Raw genomic sequence first — 16043 nt, 5'->3', positions numbered from 1 at the left:
CCAGATAAATTTGTTATTTTTTAGGAATATTATTAAATAAAAATAAACCTTTTTTTCTACACAAATAACAAAATCAGATTACCAACTAGGTGTTGTTCTATTGACGGTGATTTAAAAATGAAAAAGAAAGGATTATTCAGTCTAGAATATCGAATAAGAATGGGTGTCGATCTGAAGTAATATAGAAATACACAATAGATTATTATCGAAATGTGAGGGGAACACATTTCATTACAAAGTCAGTTTTGTAGAATTTATCCATTGCAACGTAAACACCAGGTAAGTAGACAAACGTCAGGACGCTCATTTAATGAAAAAATAGAATAATCATTGGAACACCCATCCTAATCATCTATATGGTTTCGTTACGATCTGTAGTTGTGCCATTTCTTTCACCAATCATTCCATTTAGGATTGAAGAAATAAAAGATACTTTCTACAGAACGAAACTAAAAACATTATTAAACACAAAGCATGGATATCCTGAATAGTGTAATAAGGTTGAACAGTAGGTAATACGATTTACGGAAAGGATAAAACCTTCTCCGTTTTTTTACATGGTGCATCTTCAACAATCGGGTGCGATAGTTGAAGAACAATAGAGTTGCTGCGAGCAGCTCTTTTTCTATTTGTGCTAATGCGGCGATAGTTAAAGATGTTTAAACAATTCGATTAAAACGGTTACCTCGAAATTTCTCTACTATCCTCTAGGTTTTGAAACATTATATTGAATAAGATATCTCTTTGAATCTAAAATTTTTTCAGGGGCATCTTATCTTTATAAATATATAAAACTTTAGAGGTGTATTAATGATGAAAATACTGGTTGCTTCGGTGGTATCGTTAACAATGTTGTTTTTCCCTCTTACTACTCAAGCAATACATAATAAAGAAACAAAACAAAGTCACGACAAAATATTTTTGAGTAAGCATATTGATGATGCAGGGGTTAGAATGGCAATTCACCAGGGACTTGACCAACCTGTTGATCGAACTTTTTATGATAATAAAAATGATATAAAAGTACATTTTGAGAGTTTATTGACGGATGATAAAGAGACAAAACTCTTATTAACCTTCCAAAGTAAGAAAACAAATTTGAAAAATTATTATGTTGATAATTTTGAGGGAGACACTAAAATTAATCTCTTTGTTGGAAATGAACAAAAGAAATTTTTACGTTGTGTTGGTTGGGGTAGTAGATATTACGATAGTAAAGAAAATAAAGTGGCTAAAGCTTTATCATTTGAGTCCCTTAAAAAATATGCTGGACAAGAAATCCGACTAGAAATTGAAAATTTGACGGTATACGATAACAATAAGGCACGAAAAGTAAAAACGATATGGCCACTTGATTTAAAACTTGATAAATCAGCTATGTTAAAAAGAGAATTCAGGGAAATAAACAAAGAATTTAATTTTGAAAAAGAAACGTACAAAATAAAAAAGGTAGAGTTTTCGCCACTAGAAACAAGAGTTGTCGTAACTGGATCAGATACAAAACTCCATATGGATGAGAATGGTTCTAAGTACAGAGTGATGAGCAAATTGGAACATAAATGGCTTAATTCAAGGGAAGTAAATAAAAAATACGGGTATTTCGTTGACAATAAAAAATCGGGTGTATTTCTAAAATCAGCTGGTGAAAAAGTTGATCCAATCTTTAATAAGGGTGAAGTAGAGGACACCGATGATGAATATATTATGATTTTTGCTCCTGTAAAGGACCGCCAAGACTGCATTCTTGAAGTTGGTTATGATATTAAGATTCCACTAATTAACTAAATAACGATTATTGGAATAAGGAAAAACGACCAGACAAAAATCTGGTCGTTATTATTTTTTCACATACATAAGTGAACCACTTTTTTTGTTATTCTGCATTAACTTTTTCCGCATCCCAATATAGATCGCTAAAAATTTCTGCAAATGCCTCTGATGTGTTCATTAGTTCATTAAGGTTATTGTCGATGCCTCCCATTTCAATTAACATGGCATTCTGCGAAAGATCTTGATTGTAGATCCCGTTTCCTTCAGTTTTACTTTTAATTACCACACCACGACATAAATTTGGATACTTTTCATTTATTTTGTTGTAGAAAGATTCCGCCAGCTTAAGGTTCTTTTCATAGCCTGGATGTTCTTTACCTACAACTAAAAACAGCCTCGCATACTTTTTACCGTCAATTTCTATTGATGTGAGCTCTTTGGGCTGAGAATCACGGTGCATATCAATTAAGTATTGAATGTTTTGATTAGAAGCCATCGTTTCTACAACATTTTCACGGGCTGCTGCATAGGCTTTTCCAGTACCCCAGTTTTTACTCTTCAGTTGTTCTCCGATGTTAGACGTGTCATGAGAAGCACCAATACCTCTTTCCTCCAGATCTCGTTTTAACACTTCGCCGATGGCGATAATATTCGTTTCAGGATTTGAACTATTATACGTCCCGTTTTTAGAAAGTGGCTTGTATGCTTCGTAACTATGGGAGTGATAAATATGGACGACTTGTTTACCACCTGTATTTCGTTCAGGAGGTGGAAGTTTGTGCTTTTCTTCGTTTTCTTTCATAATCTGTTTATTTTCCTCTGTTGGTTCAGCCATTTCCATAATTTCACCGATAGGAGGAGTAGACTCTACGGGTAGGGTAGAGTAGTTTGTATCTTTACTGGCTAGGTAAATCTCTGCATCATAGATTGCAAAACCAGGAAGTTCATTTCCAAATAAACTACGTATGTCACCTGGTCGAATATTTGTAGCAAGCTGAATGAAGATAGAAGAAAGTTTTGGAGGTTCACTTTCTTCAGGTAGAGCCTGTGTAAAATAGCCATTTTGCGACCCCATAGCGTAAACTAACGCTTCCGTATTAAAATCTTTTAACCATTTAGTGAATAGAGTGGAATTCAGCCATTTACTTTGTATTGAAGTAAATAGAATAAGGCATAAAAACGTAAGAGAGATCAATAATCCTACTAGTTGAAGTTTATTTTTGTTTTTCAATGTATTGACCTTCTTCTTCAACGGAATATTGAACCAATTGATAAGAGAACATCGCTAGACCTGCTATGAATAATCCTATAGTAAATTCCCATGGCAAAACAAAATAACTTATAAAAGAAGTAATAAAGATTAGAAATAACCAATTATGTAGCTTGTTCATTCAATTCACCTCTTCCTTTAATAGATTCTATTAAAAGAGCGGATGATATATGTTTAAAAAGATAGAATGTAACACTTAAGAGGCTTTGGTGAGTTTAGTAAAAAATATAATATCTCTGAAAAATTTCTTTCTGACCAATTAGCGGGATTAACTAGTATAAAAATACGGTATAAAAGTAAAAAAATGGTGTACAACTGCTCCATTTGTACGTCATAATAAGTATGAATTTTATAGCAGTTAATACATTATTTAGGGGGTAGTGAAATGGAAAGTTATGAATTCAAGGGGAGCAATGGTACATTGGTTGTTCAGCCGACAAAAGTTATTCTAAAGTATGGTAAATTTCTAGGTTCTGGAAAGGGAGAAAAAGAAATTAGAATCAAGTCAATAACAGGTATCCAGATTAAAAAGCCTGGGCTTTTGGCAGGGTACATCCAGTTTGCATTTTCTGGCGGCAAAGAACAAAACGGTCGTTCTGTTTTTGATGCTACGAAAGATGAAAACACCATTATGTGTAGCAATAAAAAACAATATGAAGGCTTCCTAACAGCAAAAGAGTTAATTGAAAAGTATCAAGATGAAATGGATAACGGAAATAAGAGTACATCCGTTTCTACGGCGGATGAAATAAAAAAACTTGCCGATCTACGAGATAGTGGAATCTTAACGGAAGAAGAGTTTGCGGCTAAGAAGAAACAGCTTCTCGGTATATAACATTTCAAATGGGGGTTAATGGATGAAAGGGAAGTTTTTTGGAAGCTTATTTGGCTTTATTATAACTCTTCTACTAATTCAAAGTGTTACAGTCTCAGCTCATCCAGGAGGAAGAGATGAGCTGGGAGGACATTTTAGAAGAGCGGATTGTGTGTATATGTTACACAGTCCAACAGCTTTAGCTGAATCGGCTAAGAACATGGATCAATTGATAGCATTGATAAAACAGAACAACAGTAATTCAAAATGTGTAAACAATCTTTCAGCATCCACCATTGATTTAGAAGGATTCACTTTTACGGGTGGGGAAACAGCTACACCGCAGCCAGCTCAACCCGCTCCGAAACCAAAGCCTAAGGCTGCACCAGCTCCAAAACCAGCAGGTTTACAAGTTGGTAAGAAGTATCCTTCGACATTAGAGAAATGTGTGGATGGAGATACAGCTCATTTTAAAATAAACGGTAAGGTATATAAGACAAGGTTTCTTTACATTGATACACCTGAGTCCACCAACCAGTTAGAGCCTTATGGAAAAGAGGCAGCACAGTTTACTTGTGATTTTATTAGTCAAGGAAATGTGTCCCTACAAACAGATGGTCCAGAACTTTATGATAACTATGATCGGTTATTGGCGTGGGTGTGGGTTGGAGACAAACTCCATCAAGAGGCAATTACTAAAGAAGGACTCGTAGAAGACTTCTATGATTATGGTTCATATCAATATGAAGATAGAGTAAATCAAGCGATGAACTATGCTCGTGAAAATTACTTGGGTATGTATGTAGGAAACAAACCTAAAGAACCAAAAAAATCGGAAGTAAATAAAGAAGGGGAAAGCACTAAAACAACAGAAGAATCGAGTAATAAAGAACCAGATAAGAAAGAAGTAAAATCAGAAGAGGCCGTAGCCGTTTCTAAAGAAGAACCAAATGCAAAAGAAGCTGCGATGGAGACAACTGCCGCTGAAGACACCGAGTCTAGTCCAGGTTTCATGTATTTTGTTTTCTTTATGGTCTTGTTGTTGTTATTTACACCCCGCATCTTTTTCGCTTTTGGGATAAAACCGTTAATCGCACATAGGTTAGTTGCTAAGAAATTGTTTAAAAACTTTCTACTTTTTTTTGTTTATTTTATTCTATTCTTTATTACGATTCCTCTTGTGATTATTGAGTGGATAAGATTTATTATCAAGAAAAGAAAACAGGTTTCGGCTATTTAAAGAAACACACTAAATTAATGAATCAAGTGAGATAAGGAGTAAGGAATTGTTTAATTTAAATGAAATTCGTTCAAAGGGCAAGTTTTTAGGCGTTAAAACAACAAAAAATGAGGAGAACTTAGACATATATCAATATCCACCCGAAATAGATACAGGTTTTTTAAACCAATTCTATATATTTTATCAGGATCAAAACATTCCAGGTTACCATATAAACATAACGTTTCAAAACAACTGTAAGTGGATAAAAATAGGCGATATAAAAGTACCTAAAGGGAGTAGAAGGGGGTATGGCAGTATATTGCTAAAGGAAGTTGAAAATGCCGCTAAAAGTTTGGGAATAGAGAGAATATGGGGAAACTTAGATTCCGAAGACGACGAGCACCGAGCAATTCAAGTATCCTTTTATAAAAAGGCAGGATACCAAATTAATCAAAATACCGTCTTTAAGTAAGTCAAGTGTTATTAATCTGAGTAAACCTTAAGACCTTTTAATACTAAAACAGGTGCTTTTATGAAACAAGGATTAGTAAAACGACCAGACAGAAATTGAATCTGGTCGTTTTTTGTATTTACGCAACCATTTATAGTGATATGTCATTCGATAAAAGGACTGAGATTCGATGTTCATCCTCCAAAAAAGAACTGTTACTTTACTTCCTACTTTTTTAATGGATCATTATACTTGCGGATTCCAATAATATACGTGACATATCATTCATGTAATTAAACTCATTTAGGTCAGATAAGACAAGAACTGGAATTTTTTCATATTGCCACCATGAGCTTATCATATCCCATGGTTTAAAGGTAGGATCATGTGCAATATCAAAGTCTTTTACAGTTAAAAATATTGGCATAAAATCAGAAATATCTTTTTTAATCATTTCTTGAGCTAATTGCTTTATATTTACCCAGTCTTCAGGTTTCCTCGTTGTACGTATAGCATATATGTGTTCAGTATTTTTCATGGAATCACCCCTATAATCAACTTCTATTACAATAGGAGCTATCCTTTTATACTCAATTAGTTAGTTATTAAAAACGTCTGACTATAAAAAGAAGCAATCATTACAAACTACAAATTAGGGCTGCTTCTATTATTGTAATTCCTTATAGCGTGTTGGATAGATTCTTCAACTAAAGGAGAAAGGAATTGATCAATATCGTCTTCCTCACTTAGAGAATTTAACCCTTCTAATAAGCCAATATTTCCTTCGTTTATTAATTCCATAATTTCTAAACCTTCTCCAAGATAATTTATAGCTACCTTTACAACCAATTCTTGTTTGATTCTACCTAATAACAGTTTTGCTACTTGCTCCTATAAAACTATAAAAATATATATTTACACATTTTTTCACAAGAAGTAAAATAATTACAAATAACAAAAGTACGGGGAGGTAAGCATGTACCTGGATAATGTGAGGGATAAACTAAGTTCTTTAAGTTATGAAGATCAACGTAAAGTAGCAACAGAAGCCCGAGATTTATTAGTGAATCTTACTCTAATTAAGCCTGCCGTTAGACCAAAGGAAGCATTCGATTCTCTCACTAATTTTATCAATAGAAAAGATACGAAAGTATATTATTTAGAGGGGTTCTTACTTGCTTTAGATTCGCTTTATCCAGAAGGGGGCAAACGTGCTTTATTAGGCGAGAAATTAGACAGTAGGCATACTTGGCGTAATTTACTTATACGTATAACAAATGATGTACCTTCCCCAATTTTAGATAAGTACAAAGATGATCCACATATCATTAAAGAATTTAAACAACTTTTTATTTCATTAAATAAGAAATGCTTAACCGATGATAAAGATGAAACATTACATATGCTGCAAGTGTTAAATCGTGTATTTTCAGAATAACGATAAATGATTATATCGATAAAAGGACATTCTCTATGGAGGATGTCCTTTTTGTTGATTTTAATCCACAAAATTTCACAATGGAATGAATAATTCGTAGAATCTAATCCACAATATTGGTAATAGGAATTTTATAGATTTATATTTTTGATTCTATCTAGCGAGCTGTAAATCCCAAAATAATGTAAAATAATTTTTCTTTATAATATGTTAAACCCCTTGAACCATAAAGGTTTAGGATGGTTTTACTAGTGGACCTGATTACTTCGATTTCTTTACGATGGAATGGAAGAACCAAATGAATACGGAAGGAAGATGGATGGATGTTTCAACCAATACCAATGAAGAGAAGCACAAAATATGGAAACAACTTTTGGGACGGAAAGAGTTATAAACTCAAAAGAGATGTTCATTTTTTTAGCGATCTTGAGTACGAACATTGGCTTCTTGTTGAAGCGGATCCCTGTATTATTGATTTTTGTGAACAACCGCTTGAAATAAAGTTCGTATATCAAGGGAAGTTACGTTCTTCGATCTTTGATATGTGGGTTAAATACGAGAATGGACATGAAGAGTTTCGAGAAGTGAAATATGAGTCTCACCTTAAACCAGGGCACCCTAAATACGAAGACACACTTAAACAAATTACCATTCAACGAGAATGGTGTGAGATAAAAGGATATGGGTATAAGGTCCAAACGGATGATTTCATTCGGAGCAATCTATTGTTTCTTGATAACTGCCGCATGCTTGTTTCTTATGGAGGTATGTTTCTGCCAAAGCACAAGGTTTTACTTCAGGAAATCGTAGAATCAATGACAGTTAATCAATGTCCCATACGGGAGCTTATCCTTACTTATAAACATCACCCAATTGTAGATGTACAGATTTCGATATTTCTTGGTATTTATAATGGGGTGATAGCCGCTCCCTTGAAGGAAGCACAAATTAATCAATTTATGGAGGTGTGGCGAAATGTTTAAGCATCCAATTAACTATGACAATATTGATCTTCATACATGGAAAGAAGTCGATCCAATGGCTTTGAACGAAAAAGATAAGAAAGTTTATGAGAAAAGAAGAATGGCTATCAATTTATTCTTTTCAAGAAAAAATTCATTAGATGAAATTTCAAAACGTTCAGGAATAAGTGTATCTGAAATTTATCGGCTGGCCGAACGGTGTCTTTTACTAGATGAAAATGGTGTCTCATTTGGATATCGTGCTCTTATTCCAAAAAAGCGATTAGCTGCATATAAACGAAAAGAGTTACCCACTGGGATTGAAAGTAAGAAAACTGGAGCTTTTTCTAAACTCTTGGATCAGTATCCAATCTTAGAAGATACTATCGAACGTGCCCTATGGGGTAAGGATAGAAGATCAGTGGTTGATAAACACATCAACGTCAAGTATCTGCACAAGAAGTTTGTCAACATCTGTAAAGAACTTGGTCTGACAGGAAACGATTATCCGTTTACCAGTGAAGATTTTGGAAAACGATCTCTTGAACGATATGTTATTAAATTACAACACAAACACTTTTCAAGAGGAGCTGCTCGCTTTGGAAAAGATGCAGGCAACCATGCCAATAAGACAGGAGTTGGATTTAAAAGTCATATAAGCGTAAGACCTTATCAACGAGTACAGCTTGATGGACATAGAATCGATACCCTCTTCTCGATTAAATTTATGACACCAGATGGACTTGAGATTACAAAAATCACCAATCGCATATGGATTCTAGCCATCATTGACGAAGATACGAGAATGATCTTGGGATACCACATTTCTTTAAACAAGGAATACAACAAGTCAGATGTACTGCATTGTATTAAAAACGCAATCGTTAATTCAAGACCAAAAACGTTTTCCATCCCAGGATTAAGTTATCACAGTTCGGCTGGCTTCCCCACGTGGGAAGACAAAGGACCTGAATGGGCCGTTTGGGAAGAAATACTTTTCGATAACGCTAAATCCCACCTATCTAAAGAAGTTGAGGCTTGTTTAAAGGACATCGTAGGCTGTTCAGTAAACCCTGGTGCAGTAAACAGCCCTGAACGACGACCATTGATCGAAAATTTTTTTCGCTTGTTAGAAGAAAATGGTTTTCATCGTCTACCCAGTACAACTGGTAGTCATCCGAAAGATCCAGTTAGAAAAGATCCAGAAATGCAAGCTGTTAAATACGAAGTAACAGAACATGAGATAAGGCAATTGGCAGAAGTTTTAATCGCTAACTATAACGGTACGCCGCACACCTCACTATATAACTTAAGCCCATTGGAAGTTTACCAACAACGGTTAGAGCAAGGAGTAATGATTCGAACCATCCCCGATGAGAGACGTTCACTTACTGCTTTCTTTACGGAGAAAATATCACGAACGATCAAAGGAAACCTCAAAATTGGAAAGCGACCGTACATCAATTTTGAAGGGGCACAATATCGAGGTGATCTTCTTTCAAGAGCGGGTGATTTGATCGGTCAAACACTGACCCTTCATGTAAACACCGAAGACTTAAGGGTCATAAAGGCGTTCTTGCCTGATGGTTCTGAACTTGGGCTTTTACAGGTAGCGGGTAAGTGGAGGCTTCGCAAACATACTCTCGCACTTCGTAAAACCATCAATCGACTAAAAAATAAAAAAATGCTTCATTTTACAAGTGAAGATGATCCCATTGAGAAGTACGGTGAATACCTCCGAGAAAAAGCAAAGTCCAAAAAATCAAGCCGAAATAAGCTGGCAGGGCTGCGTGCGGATACTGGATACGATATCGAGCAAGAAATCAAAAAAGAAGAAACGATTAAACCTGTTCTACCACCTAAACAACCTGAACAACACATCAAACGAAGGTTTACGAATACCATCGTTTATTAGAAAGGATGACTCTTATGCTAACACGACCACTATTGCCTCCAAGAACTCATCCCATATATACAGGAAGATACCTTCTAGGTACGAACGAGATCACAAAGATGTATAACACGGTATCACGTTGGATTGAATGTCGTTCACCTGGCGGCATCATTTATGGCAGACAACGTATTGGGAAGACCCGTGCCATTCGCTTCTTAAAAGAATTTCTCCCGAACGAATTCGGTACCGATCTACCTGTGTTTCTTTATCTCTGCCAGGAATATATTCGACCAAACGAACTAGTCTTCTTTGAAGATTTGCTTCGAAACGTCGACCATCCTTTGGCAACTGCTCCACCTGCTAGAGCAGCGGTTAAAAGAGAACGTCTGTATAATTTCCTTATCGTTAGAGGGTTAAAAACCGTAGAAAAGAGGGTCATATTCATACTCGATGACGCTCAAAGACTGAAAGAACCACATTATGAGTGGTTGATGGATATCTATAACGCGTTGGATCGGGCAAACATCGAATTAACTATTCTACTAGTCGGTCAAAAAGAGCTGAAGAATCAAAAGAACCTCTTTGTAACAGCTAACAAAGCTCAAATCGTGGGGCGTTTTATGATTCACGAACACGAGTTTTATGGGTTGAAAACGATAGATGATATATCAGCTTGTTTACAAGGTTACGATACCGACTCTAAGTACCCTGCTGATTCTGAATGCAGCTTTACACAATACTTCTTCCCTGAGATGTACCAAGAAGGATTTCGCCTTTCAAACTTATCAAACGATTTCTATCAGTTGTTTTTAGACATGCGTAAAGAGTACGGCATTCACGGTCCACTTGAAGTTCCGATGCAGTACTTTACACGTGCTGTCGAGTATATCCTGAAGACCTACGGTGTAGAAGGAGAAAACGTAGAGCAACTAACCATAGCTCAAATAAGAGAAGCCATACTATTTACAAACTATATTGAGATGGAAATCTCGGCATCAAAGCTTAAATGAAGATACCAGAACTTCTATGGCTAGATGAATGGTATCAAGAAGGGGAATCACCATGGTCTGTTCTCCAGAAACTCAAACTCGCTAACCATGCAAGACCTAATGAACTGTTACTCTATTTAGGAACACCTCCTGTAAAAAAACAAAACAAGCTATGGCTTAACCGAAGTTTAGGGAATCTTTGGGGTATGGAGGATTTTGATGAAGAAGTGCTACTAAGAAACCTTCTTAAAAAGGTAAAGATTCAAAATCATCAACTGATAGAACAGATCGTAAACAGGCTAAACGTGAGGGATGACGTATGCTGGCATAAAGATTTGCTCCAGTTTTGCCCCGTATGTTTGTCGCAAGGTTATCACAGCATCATTCATCAACTACGTTTGCTTTATGAATGTCCGTTTCATAAAAAGCCGTTGAGGACGTCCTGTGAAAAGTGTGGAGCAAGATACCATTATCACTTATATGAAGAAAACATGGCTACTCCTTTTGTTTGTAACTGTGGCCATTCCTATCTGCCGACGTTAGAATTTGTACGGCTCCATACGCTCTTTAGCGACAAAATAATCCACAAAGAAGCCATCAAAGACTTTATAAATCAACTAAATTTAAGTGGAAATGTAAGCTATTATTATCCAAAGAACTTACGTCACAGACAATATTCCAACCCGATTCAATCATTCTTATCAATGCAACAAAAGACAAGTAAAGGGAAGGGGACGTCCTTTCAAATAAATCCTAATGGAAGACATGAGTACAACGATCGGATTATTCCGCAACAAAGAGCAGTGTTTAAATCGATTGCAAGGCAAATTAGGAAGAACTTCTTGAAAAACCACCGTAGGTGCCTAAAAGAAATGAAACACGGGCTTCTTAGGAGAGGAGTTTGTTGTCATGCTTTAACCTACTTAAACTGGAGAAAAGATATAGAAGGGGATAACAGTTATTTTGAGGTGGATAGAGGACCAAGAAAAAAAGTGTTCGGAAATCATATGAGTTCTTTTTACACACATGTCCACCAAGGTTTCTTGGATGATTTAGTCTTCTGGTTGGAACAACAACTACCCAAAGAAAGAAAGTGGGATCATTCCGAACCTTTACAATGGGTGCTTAACCGTGTCTATCCCTTACTTGCTTGGTATCATTATTATCAGTGGACACAGGTAGTAGAATCCATGTTAAAGCCAGATGGTGAAATGTTAATGGTAAAACGATTGCCGTTTCCTGAAATAACAGACCTTCCATTCTTTCTTTTTAGTTATAGGAATGATGACCAGAAGCTAAGTTTTCATCGAGATTTATTTAAGATGGATATCAAAATTCAGTTATACTGTTATAAAAATTCTTATTGAACCGCTAAATAGCGGTTTTTATTATTTTAGTAATGCAGAATTTTTATTGAACGCAAACTATAAGAAGCAGGAAGGAGGTAAACCAAATGAAAAAAAGGAGAAAGAGTGGATGGATATCAGGTACCGTGGTGGATGAACATAAAGCTCCACCAAAACAAAAGGGCTGAAATTAAATATCATCGTGAATAAAACGTTATTTATTTTAAAAGATTGATTTTCGTTTTAAGAAATGGAAAAATAGTTACATCTAAATAAGGCTAGTAAAACATATAGTTCAATTTTTTTATTTGGTTTCCTGAACTTTGTGTCGCACAGTCTATGCATTCTTGACTTTTGCGTCGTAAATTATAAGTATTCCTGATCTTTGTGTCGCAGATAGAACAATTTTTCCTGTGTTTTGTGTCGCACGATTCCCGACTTTTGTGTCGGAGAGGGGATATTCCTGACTTTTGTGTCGCAAGATTCCTGACCTTTGTGTCGTTGTACATCATTAGTTTTTTCTTATATCACTCAATAAGGAGTGGTTTTTACTAGTTAACATAATATCTATTCTCGGAACCTATGTGAAACAATAAGAAATTCGTCTCATAACCAAAGATTACTTAAGATAGTGAGACGAAAAAGAAAAATGTAAGTTTTTTAATGTTCAATGCAAATTTTAAAATTTTATGATTTTCTTAATCATCTGTTCCTAAAATATCTGTATTTGGCGGTTTATATCCCAATTGTCGTGCCATGGCCATAATCTGACCCTTATGGTGATATTCATGTGTTATGGTGTGCATCAGTAATTTCGCTGGTGTCAGTAAAATGATTTCATTTTCACTTCTCCAAGGAATTTTCCGCTCAATCGGCTGATCCAATTGTTCTCCTAGCTCTTTAAATACATCATTCACATATTGATCCACTTGTTCAAAACGTTGAACGATCTGCTTCAGGTTCATATGTTGAATATCTGCCTTTGGTGTCAATGGTGTTTTTGTTTTTAACAAAACAAATGAACCTAACCACGCATTATAACAATCAGCAATATGTATAAGTGTATTTCTAATGCTGCTCCAGCCAATTTCAAACTCATGTGTAAAGTCATCTTTGTTAATTTCTCCACAAAAATTAAGCAGTACTTTTCGATTTTGCTTAACCCACTCGTATTCATTTTTTCTCATCTCTATCCCTCCTTCACCATTTTTTTGTAAATTTTCACCATGCTAAATCATACTTTTATATAATAAGTACGTAATCGAACCCATAAACTCCTTCCTTTGCACATTTTATGGGATTCGTAGTATAATGCTATACATTAATTCCGACAAAATAAATTGGAAAAGGTGGGATAAGTATGGAACACTCTGCACTAGAAACAAAAATAAATAAATCATATAAACACCAGCCAACTACAGTTGTAACTGAGTTAAGTCCTATGCAGAAACCTCTAGTTGCATTAGGCGTATTAGCGGCAATTATAGTTCTTTCAGCGATCGTCAATGTTGCGGACTGGATAAAAGGAACGCTCTTCATTATCGGTTTACTGCTTGGCTGTGCATTACTTTACGCACGATTTGGTTTTACATCTGCCTTCAGACGGCTAATCTCAGTTGGAAACGTGCAAGGCTTGCAAGCTCATATGGTGATGCTTGCAGTAGCATCCGTATTATTTGCAATAATTTTTAGCACTGGCTTTACTTTTACAGGAGCTGAACCAACAGGAAATGTTTCACCAGTTGGTGTTAGTATCTTAGTTGGTGCCTTTTTGTTCGGTATTGGCATGCAGTTCGGAAACGGCTGTGCATCAGGAACACTCTATTCTTTAGGCGGGGGATCATCATCTATGATTTTAACGCTAATTTCATTTATTGCCGGTTCTATACTAGGGGCTTACCACTTCACATTTTGGATGGGATTGCCTTCCCTTCCGCCTCTTTCATTAAATCAGATCCCCGGACTCGGCTATTTAGGAGCTCTGGTAGTCCAGTTAGCATTGTTTGCTCTTATCTATTGGATAACCATACAGATCGCTAAAAAGAAAAACCCTCCAATGATGAAGCCACTTCCAACAACTCTTGGATGGAAAAAGGTGCTGCGTGGTTCATGGCCGCTCTTTACAGCTGCAATCGTTCTTGCTTTATTAAATGCACTGACTTTGGCTGTTAAAGGTAGTCCTTGGGGTATCACTTCGGCATTTGCGCTTTGGGGCGGTAAAGCCATGATGGCAACAGGAGTTGACGTATCAGCATGGGGCTATTTTGATGGTAAGAATGGAGAAGCTCTATCGAAAAGCGTCCTTACAGATGCTACAAGCGTTATGAACTTCGGTATTATTTTAGGTGCATTCATATCAGCCGCTTTCCAAGGAACGTTTAAACCTGGCAAGATCAAACCTGGTATTGCTGGCGCTTCTGTAATCGGCGGACTTTTAATGGGCTATGGAGCACGGTTAGCATTTGGCTGCAACATCGGGGCATATTTCAGCGGAATTGCTTCATTCAGTCTTCACGGCTGGGTATGGGGAGTAATGGCGATGCTCGGCACCTATCTTGCTCTGTTCGTTCGACCCATGTTCGGATTAAAAAATCCAAAATCTACAGATTCTATATGCTAAAAAAAGCTAATGGACATTAGGGTCCATTAGCTTTTTTGTGTACTTATATTTGTCCCGCTACCACTTTCCCTTTAAAAAAGACTGCTTCTCTTTTAGGAGTTCTAGCGACCGCTTCTGCAGAACAAGAGGCGTTAACGAGTACTAAGTTAGCCTCGTCGCCTTTTAGCGGCCATGCAATCTCACCTTGATCATTTAAAGGTGTTGTTCCACCAGTAGCCCACTTGAGTGATTTTGCTAATGAACGTTCATCGCTTTTACGATAAAGCTCACCATAGCGTGTTACTTTTTCAAGTAAATCACCTGTTCCAAATGGTCCCCACGAATCAAAGAATCCGTCACACCCTAGATAAATATTTACTCCCTTTTTATCCAATAACTCTATAGGAGGAAGTGAACGGTTAATCGGAATCGTCGACATGATCGACATACCAAGTTCACTCAACTTATCAGCTAGACTTTCTTGCGAAGCGAGAGTTACTTCTCCTAATCCGAAAGCATGACTGACTGCAACCCGGTTGTGCCATCCCGCTTCTTCTACTAGATCTGTTAATTTATCAACCGTGTAGTATCCTACATGCCCTCCATCATGTAAGTGGATATCGATATCTGCATCAAATTCTGAAGCCAAGTTCATTACCTCATACAATGATTTTTCAATGTTCTTATCGATTCCCGCTGGATCTAGTCCTCCAACAATCGTTGCCCCTGATCGCATTGCTTCTTTCATTAGATTCGTTACATTATCTCTTAAAAGTCCATGCTGTGGAAAAGCAACAATTTCATAAGTTAGCTTGTCGGAATAATCCTGGAGCGCTGCCTGAACGCCCTCTAAATTTTTCAAACCTATATAAGGATCAATATTTACGTGGGTACGAATATGTGTTGACCCTTTAGAAAGCAGCTTTTCAATCATAGCAGATGCTCTTTGTTTTGTTGTAGGAGCTAACTGTTCAAGTTCAAGCGCTTCATTATGCAATCGCTCTTTTAGGTTTTTTACCGGTTTACATGCTTTCCAGTCTAGAGATAAATATGTTTTATCAAGATGGTTGTGCATCTCTTTAAAGGTCGGAAGAGCCAAATAGTGCTTAGCATCTATTTTAGACTCGTCTTTTTGAATCGTATAATCCTGATCTTGTTTCTCAACAATCTTTCCATCTTGAATTTTCAAATGGAACAAATCTGTTTTTGTTGATACGACTCCTTTTTCATCCTCAACATAACCCGTTTCTAAGCGTACATTCTTCAGCCAATATGCAGTATTCAATTT

The 16043-nt window shown here is 36.3% G+C and carries 17 protein-coding genes; 11 read left to right on the top strand and 6 right to left on the bottom strand.

The window, feature by feature from the left end; all coding sequences use genetic code 11:
- Positions 1-323 precede the first annotated feature (323 nt).
- Positions 324-491 (top strand): spore germination protein, encoded by a 168-nt coding sequence (locus tag IEV52_RS22755; protein WP_373869411.1) that lies wholly within the window; start codon positions 324-326, stop codon positions 489-491.
- Between the two features lie 322 nt (positions 492-813).
- On the top strand, positions 814-1785 hold the full coding sequence (locus tag IEV52_RS09290) for a hypothetical protein (protein WP_188402163.1): 972 nt from the start codon (positions 814-816) through the stop codon (positions 1783-1785).
- 88 nt (positions 1786-1873) lie between these two features.
- On the opposite strand, the gene spoIIP is transcribed toward IEV52_RS09290, so the two are convergent.
- Together spoIIP and IEV52_RS09280 are read right to left on the bottom strand one after the other, a co-directional pair.
- The gene (spoIIP, locus tag IEV52_RS09285; protein WP_188402162.1) at positions 1874-3001 is read right to left on the bottom strand and encodes a stage II sporulation protein P; all 1128 of its coding nucleotides are present in this window, start codon (positions 2999-3001) and stop codon (positions 1874-1876) included.
- Entirely contained in the window at positions 2985-3161 is a 177-nt protein-coding gene (locus tag IEV52_RS09280) for a hypothetical protein (RefSeq protein ID WP_188402161.1), read from the bottom strand. The genes spoIIP and IEV52_RS09280 overlap by 17 nt, the downstream gene beginning before the upstream one ends.
- A gap of 264 nt (positions 3162-3425) precedes the next feature.
- Between IEV52_RS09280 and IEV52_RS09275 the strand changes: the two genes are divergently transcribed.
- The 3 genes from IEV52_RS09275 to IEV52_RS09265 are packed head-to-tail and all read left to right on the top strand — an operon-like array spanning position 3426 to position 5548.
- The gene (locus IEV52_RS09275) at positions 3426-3875 is read left to right on the top strand and encodes an SHOCT domain-containing protein (RefSeq protein ID WP_188402160.1); all 450 of its coding nucleotides are present in this window, start codon (positions 3426-3428) and stop codon (positions 3873-3875) included.
- Between the two features lie 22 nt (positions 3876-3897).
- Positions 3898-5094, top strand: a complete 1197-nt coding sequence (locus tag IEV52_RS09270) for a thermonuclease family protein (RefSeq protein WP_188402159.1) — start codon at positions 3898-3900, stop codon at positions 5092-5094.
- 46 nt (positions 5095-5140) lie between these two features.
- A complete protein-coding gene (locus IEV52_RS09265; protein ID WP_188402158.1) occupies positions 5141-5548 on the top strand; it encodes a GNAT family N-acetyltransferase in 408 nt (135 codons plus the stop codon).
- A gap of 214 nt (positions 5549-5762) precedes the next feature.
- On the opposite strand, the gene IEV52_RS09260 is transcribed toward IEV52_RS09265, so the two are convergent.
- Positions 5763-6065: a hypothetical protein gene (locus tag IEV52_RS09260; RefSeq protein WP_188402157.1), complete on the bottom strand. Its 303-nt coding sequence runs from the start codon at positions 6063-6065 to the stop codon at positions 5763-5765.
- A gap of 107 nt (positions 6066-6172) precedes the next feature.
- Positions 6173-6376: a sigma factor gene (locus IEV52_RS09255; RefSeq protein ID WP_188402156.1), complete on the bottom strand. Its 204-nt coding sequence runs from the start codon at positions 6374-6376 to the stop codon at positions 6173-6175.
- A 127-nt stretch (positions 6377-6503) separates the two neighbouring features.
- Here IEV52_RS09255 and IEV52_RS09250 point away from each other — a divergent pair, with 127 nt between their 5' ends.
- The 5 genes from IEV52_RS09250 (at position 6504) to IEV52_RS09230 (ending at position 12177) form a co-directional block, all read left to right on the top strand.
- Complete coding sequence (locus tag IEV52_RS09250; RefSeq protein WP_188402155.1) at positions 6504-6965, top strand: hypothetical protein; 462 nt, start codon at positions 6504-6506, stop codon at positions 6963-6965.
- Between the two features lie 323 nt (positions 6966-7288).
- Complete coding sequence (locus IEV52_RS09245; protein WP_188402154.1) at positions 7289-7948, top strand: TnsA endonuclease N-terminal domain-containing protein; 660 nt, start codon at positions 7289-7291, stop codon at positions 7946-7948.
- Positions 7941-9842, top strand: a complete 1902-nt coding sequence (locus tag IEV52_RS09240; RefSeq protein WP_188402153.1) for a hypothetical protein — start codon at positions 7941-7943, stop codon at positions 9840-9842. The genes IEV52_RS09245 and IEV52_RS09240 overlap by 8 nt, the downstream gene beginning before the upstream one ends.
- A 14-nt stretch (positions 9843-9856) precedes the next feature.
- On the top strand, positions 9857-10831 hold the full coding sequence (locus tag IEV52_RS09235; RefSeq protein WP_188402152.1) for an ATP-binding protein: 975 nt from the start codon (positions 9857-9859) through the stop codon (positions 10829-10831).
- A complete protein-coding gene (locus IEV52_RS09230) occupies positions 10828-12177 on the top strand; it encodes a hypothetical protein (RefSeq protein ID WP_188402151.1) in 1350 nt (449 codons plus the stop codon). Before IEV52_RS09235 ends, IEV52_RS09230 begins: the two co-directional genes overlap by 4 nt.
- Before the next feature lie 677 nt (positions 12178-12854).
- Here IEV52_RS09230 and IEV52_RS09225 read toward each other — a convergent pair.
- Positions 12855-13343: a DinB family protein gene (locus IEV52_RS09225; protein ID WP_188402150.1), complete on the bottom strand. Its 489-nt coding sequence runs from the start codon at positions 13341-13343 to the stop codon at positions 12855-12857.
- A 173-nt stretch (positions 13344-13516) separates the two neighbouring features.
- Between IEV52_RS09225 and IEV52_RS09220 the strand changes: the two genes are divergently transcribed.
- A complete protein-coding gene (locus IEV52_RS09220; RefSeq protein WP_229754222.1) occupies positions 13517-14776 on the top strand; it encodes a YeeE/YedE family protein in 1260 nt (419 codons plus the stop codon).
- A 43-nt stretch (positions 14777-14819) separates the two neighbouring features.
- Here the strand turns inward: IEV52_RS09220 and IEV52_RS09215 are convergent, their stop codons facing one another.
- A complete protein-coding gene (locus IEV52_RS09215) occupies positions 14820-16040 on the bottom strand; it encodes an amidohydrolase family protein (RefSeq protein WP_188402149.1) in 1221 nt (406 codons plus the stop codon).
- Positions 16041-16043 lie beyond the last annotated feature (3 nt).

Origin of the sequence: Fictibacillus barbaricus, from assembly GCF_014635025.1 — a bacterium.
In the GTDB taxonomy this organism is placed as follows: Bacteria; Bacillota; Bacilli; order Bacillales; family Fictibacillaceae; genus Fictibacillus; species Fictibacillus barbaricus.
Note: the sequence above shows the minus strand (reverse complement) of the source record. Positions and strands in the feature narration are given on the sequence as shown.

Coding starts and splice junctions, on each gene's coding strand:
- IEV52_RS09290 (WP_188402163.1), top strand. CDS start 814: ATGAAAATACTGGTTGCTTCGGTGGTATCGTTAACAATGTTGTTTTTC.
- IEV52_RS09280 (WP_188402161.1), bottom strand. CDS start 3,161: ATGAACAAGCTACATAATTGGTTATTTCTAATCTTTATTACTTCTTTT.
- IEV52_RS09275 (WP_188402160.1), top strand. CDS start 3,426: ATGGAAAGTTATGAATTCAAGGGGAGCAATGGTACATTGGTTGTTCAG.
- IEV52_RS09270 (WP_188402159.1), top strand. CDS start 3,898: ATGAAAGGGAAGTTTTTTGGAAGCTTATTTGGCTTTATTATAACTCTT.
- IEV52_RS09260 (WP_188402157.1), bottom strand. CDS start 6,065: ATGAAAAATACTGAACACATATATGCTATACGTACAACGAGGAAACCT.
- IEV52_RS09250 (WP_188402155.1), top strand. CDS start 6,504: ATGTACCTGGATAATGTGAGGGATAAACTAAGTTCTTTAAGTTATGAA.
- IEV52_RS09245 (WP_188402154.1), top strand. CDS start 7,289: ATGTTTCAACCAATACCAATGAAGAGAAGCACAAAATATGGAAACAAC.
- IEV52_RS09240 (WP_188402153.1), top strand. CDS start 7,941: ATGTTTAAGCATCCAATTAACTATGACAATATTGATCTTCATACATGG.
- IEV52_RS09235 (WP_188402152.1), top strand. CDS start 9,857: ATGCTAACACGACCACTATTGCCTCCAAGAACTCATCCCATATATACA.
- IEV52_RS09230 (WP_188402151.1), top strand. CDS start 10,828: ATGAAGATACCAGAACTTCTATGGCTAGATGAATGGTATCAAGAAGGG.
- IEV52_RS09225 (WP_188402150.1), bottom strand. CDS start 13,343: ATGAGAAAAAATGAATACGAGTGGGTTAAGCAAAATCGAAAAGTACTG.
- IEV52_RS09220 (WP_229754222.1), top strand. CDS start 13,517: ATGGAACACTCTGCACTAGAAACAAAAATAAATAAATCATATAAACAC.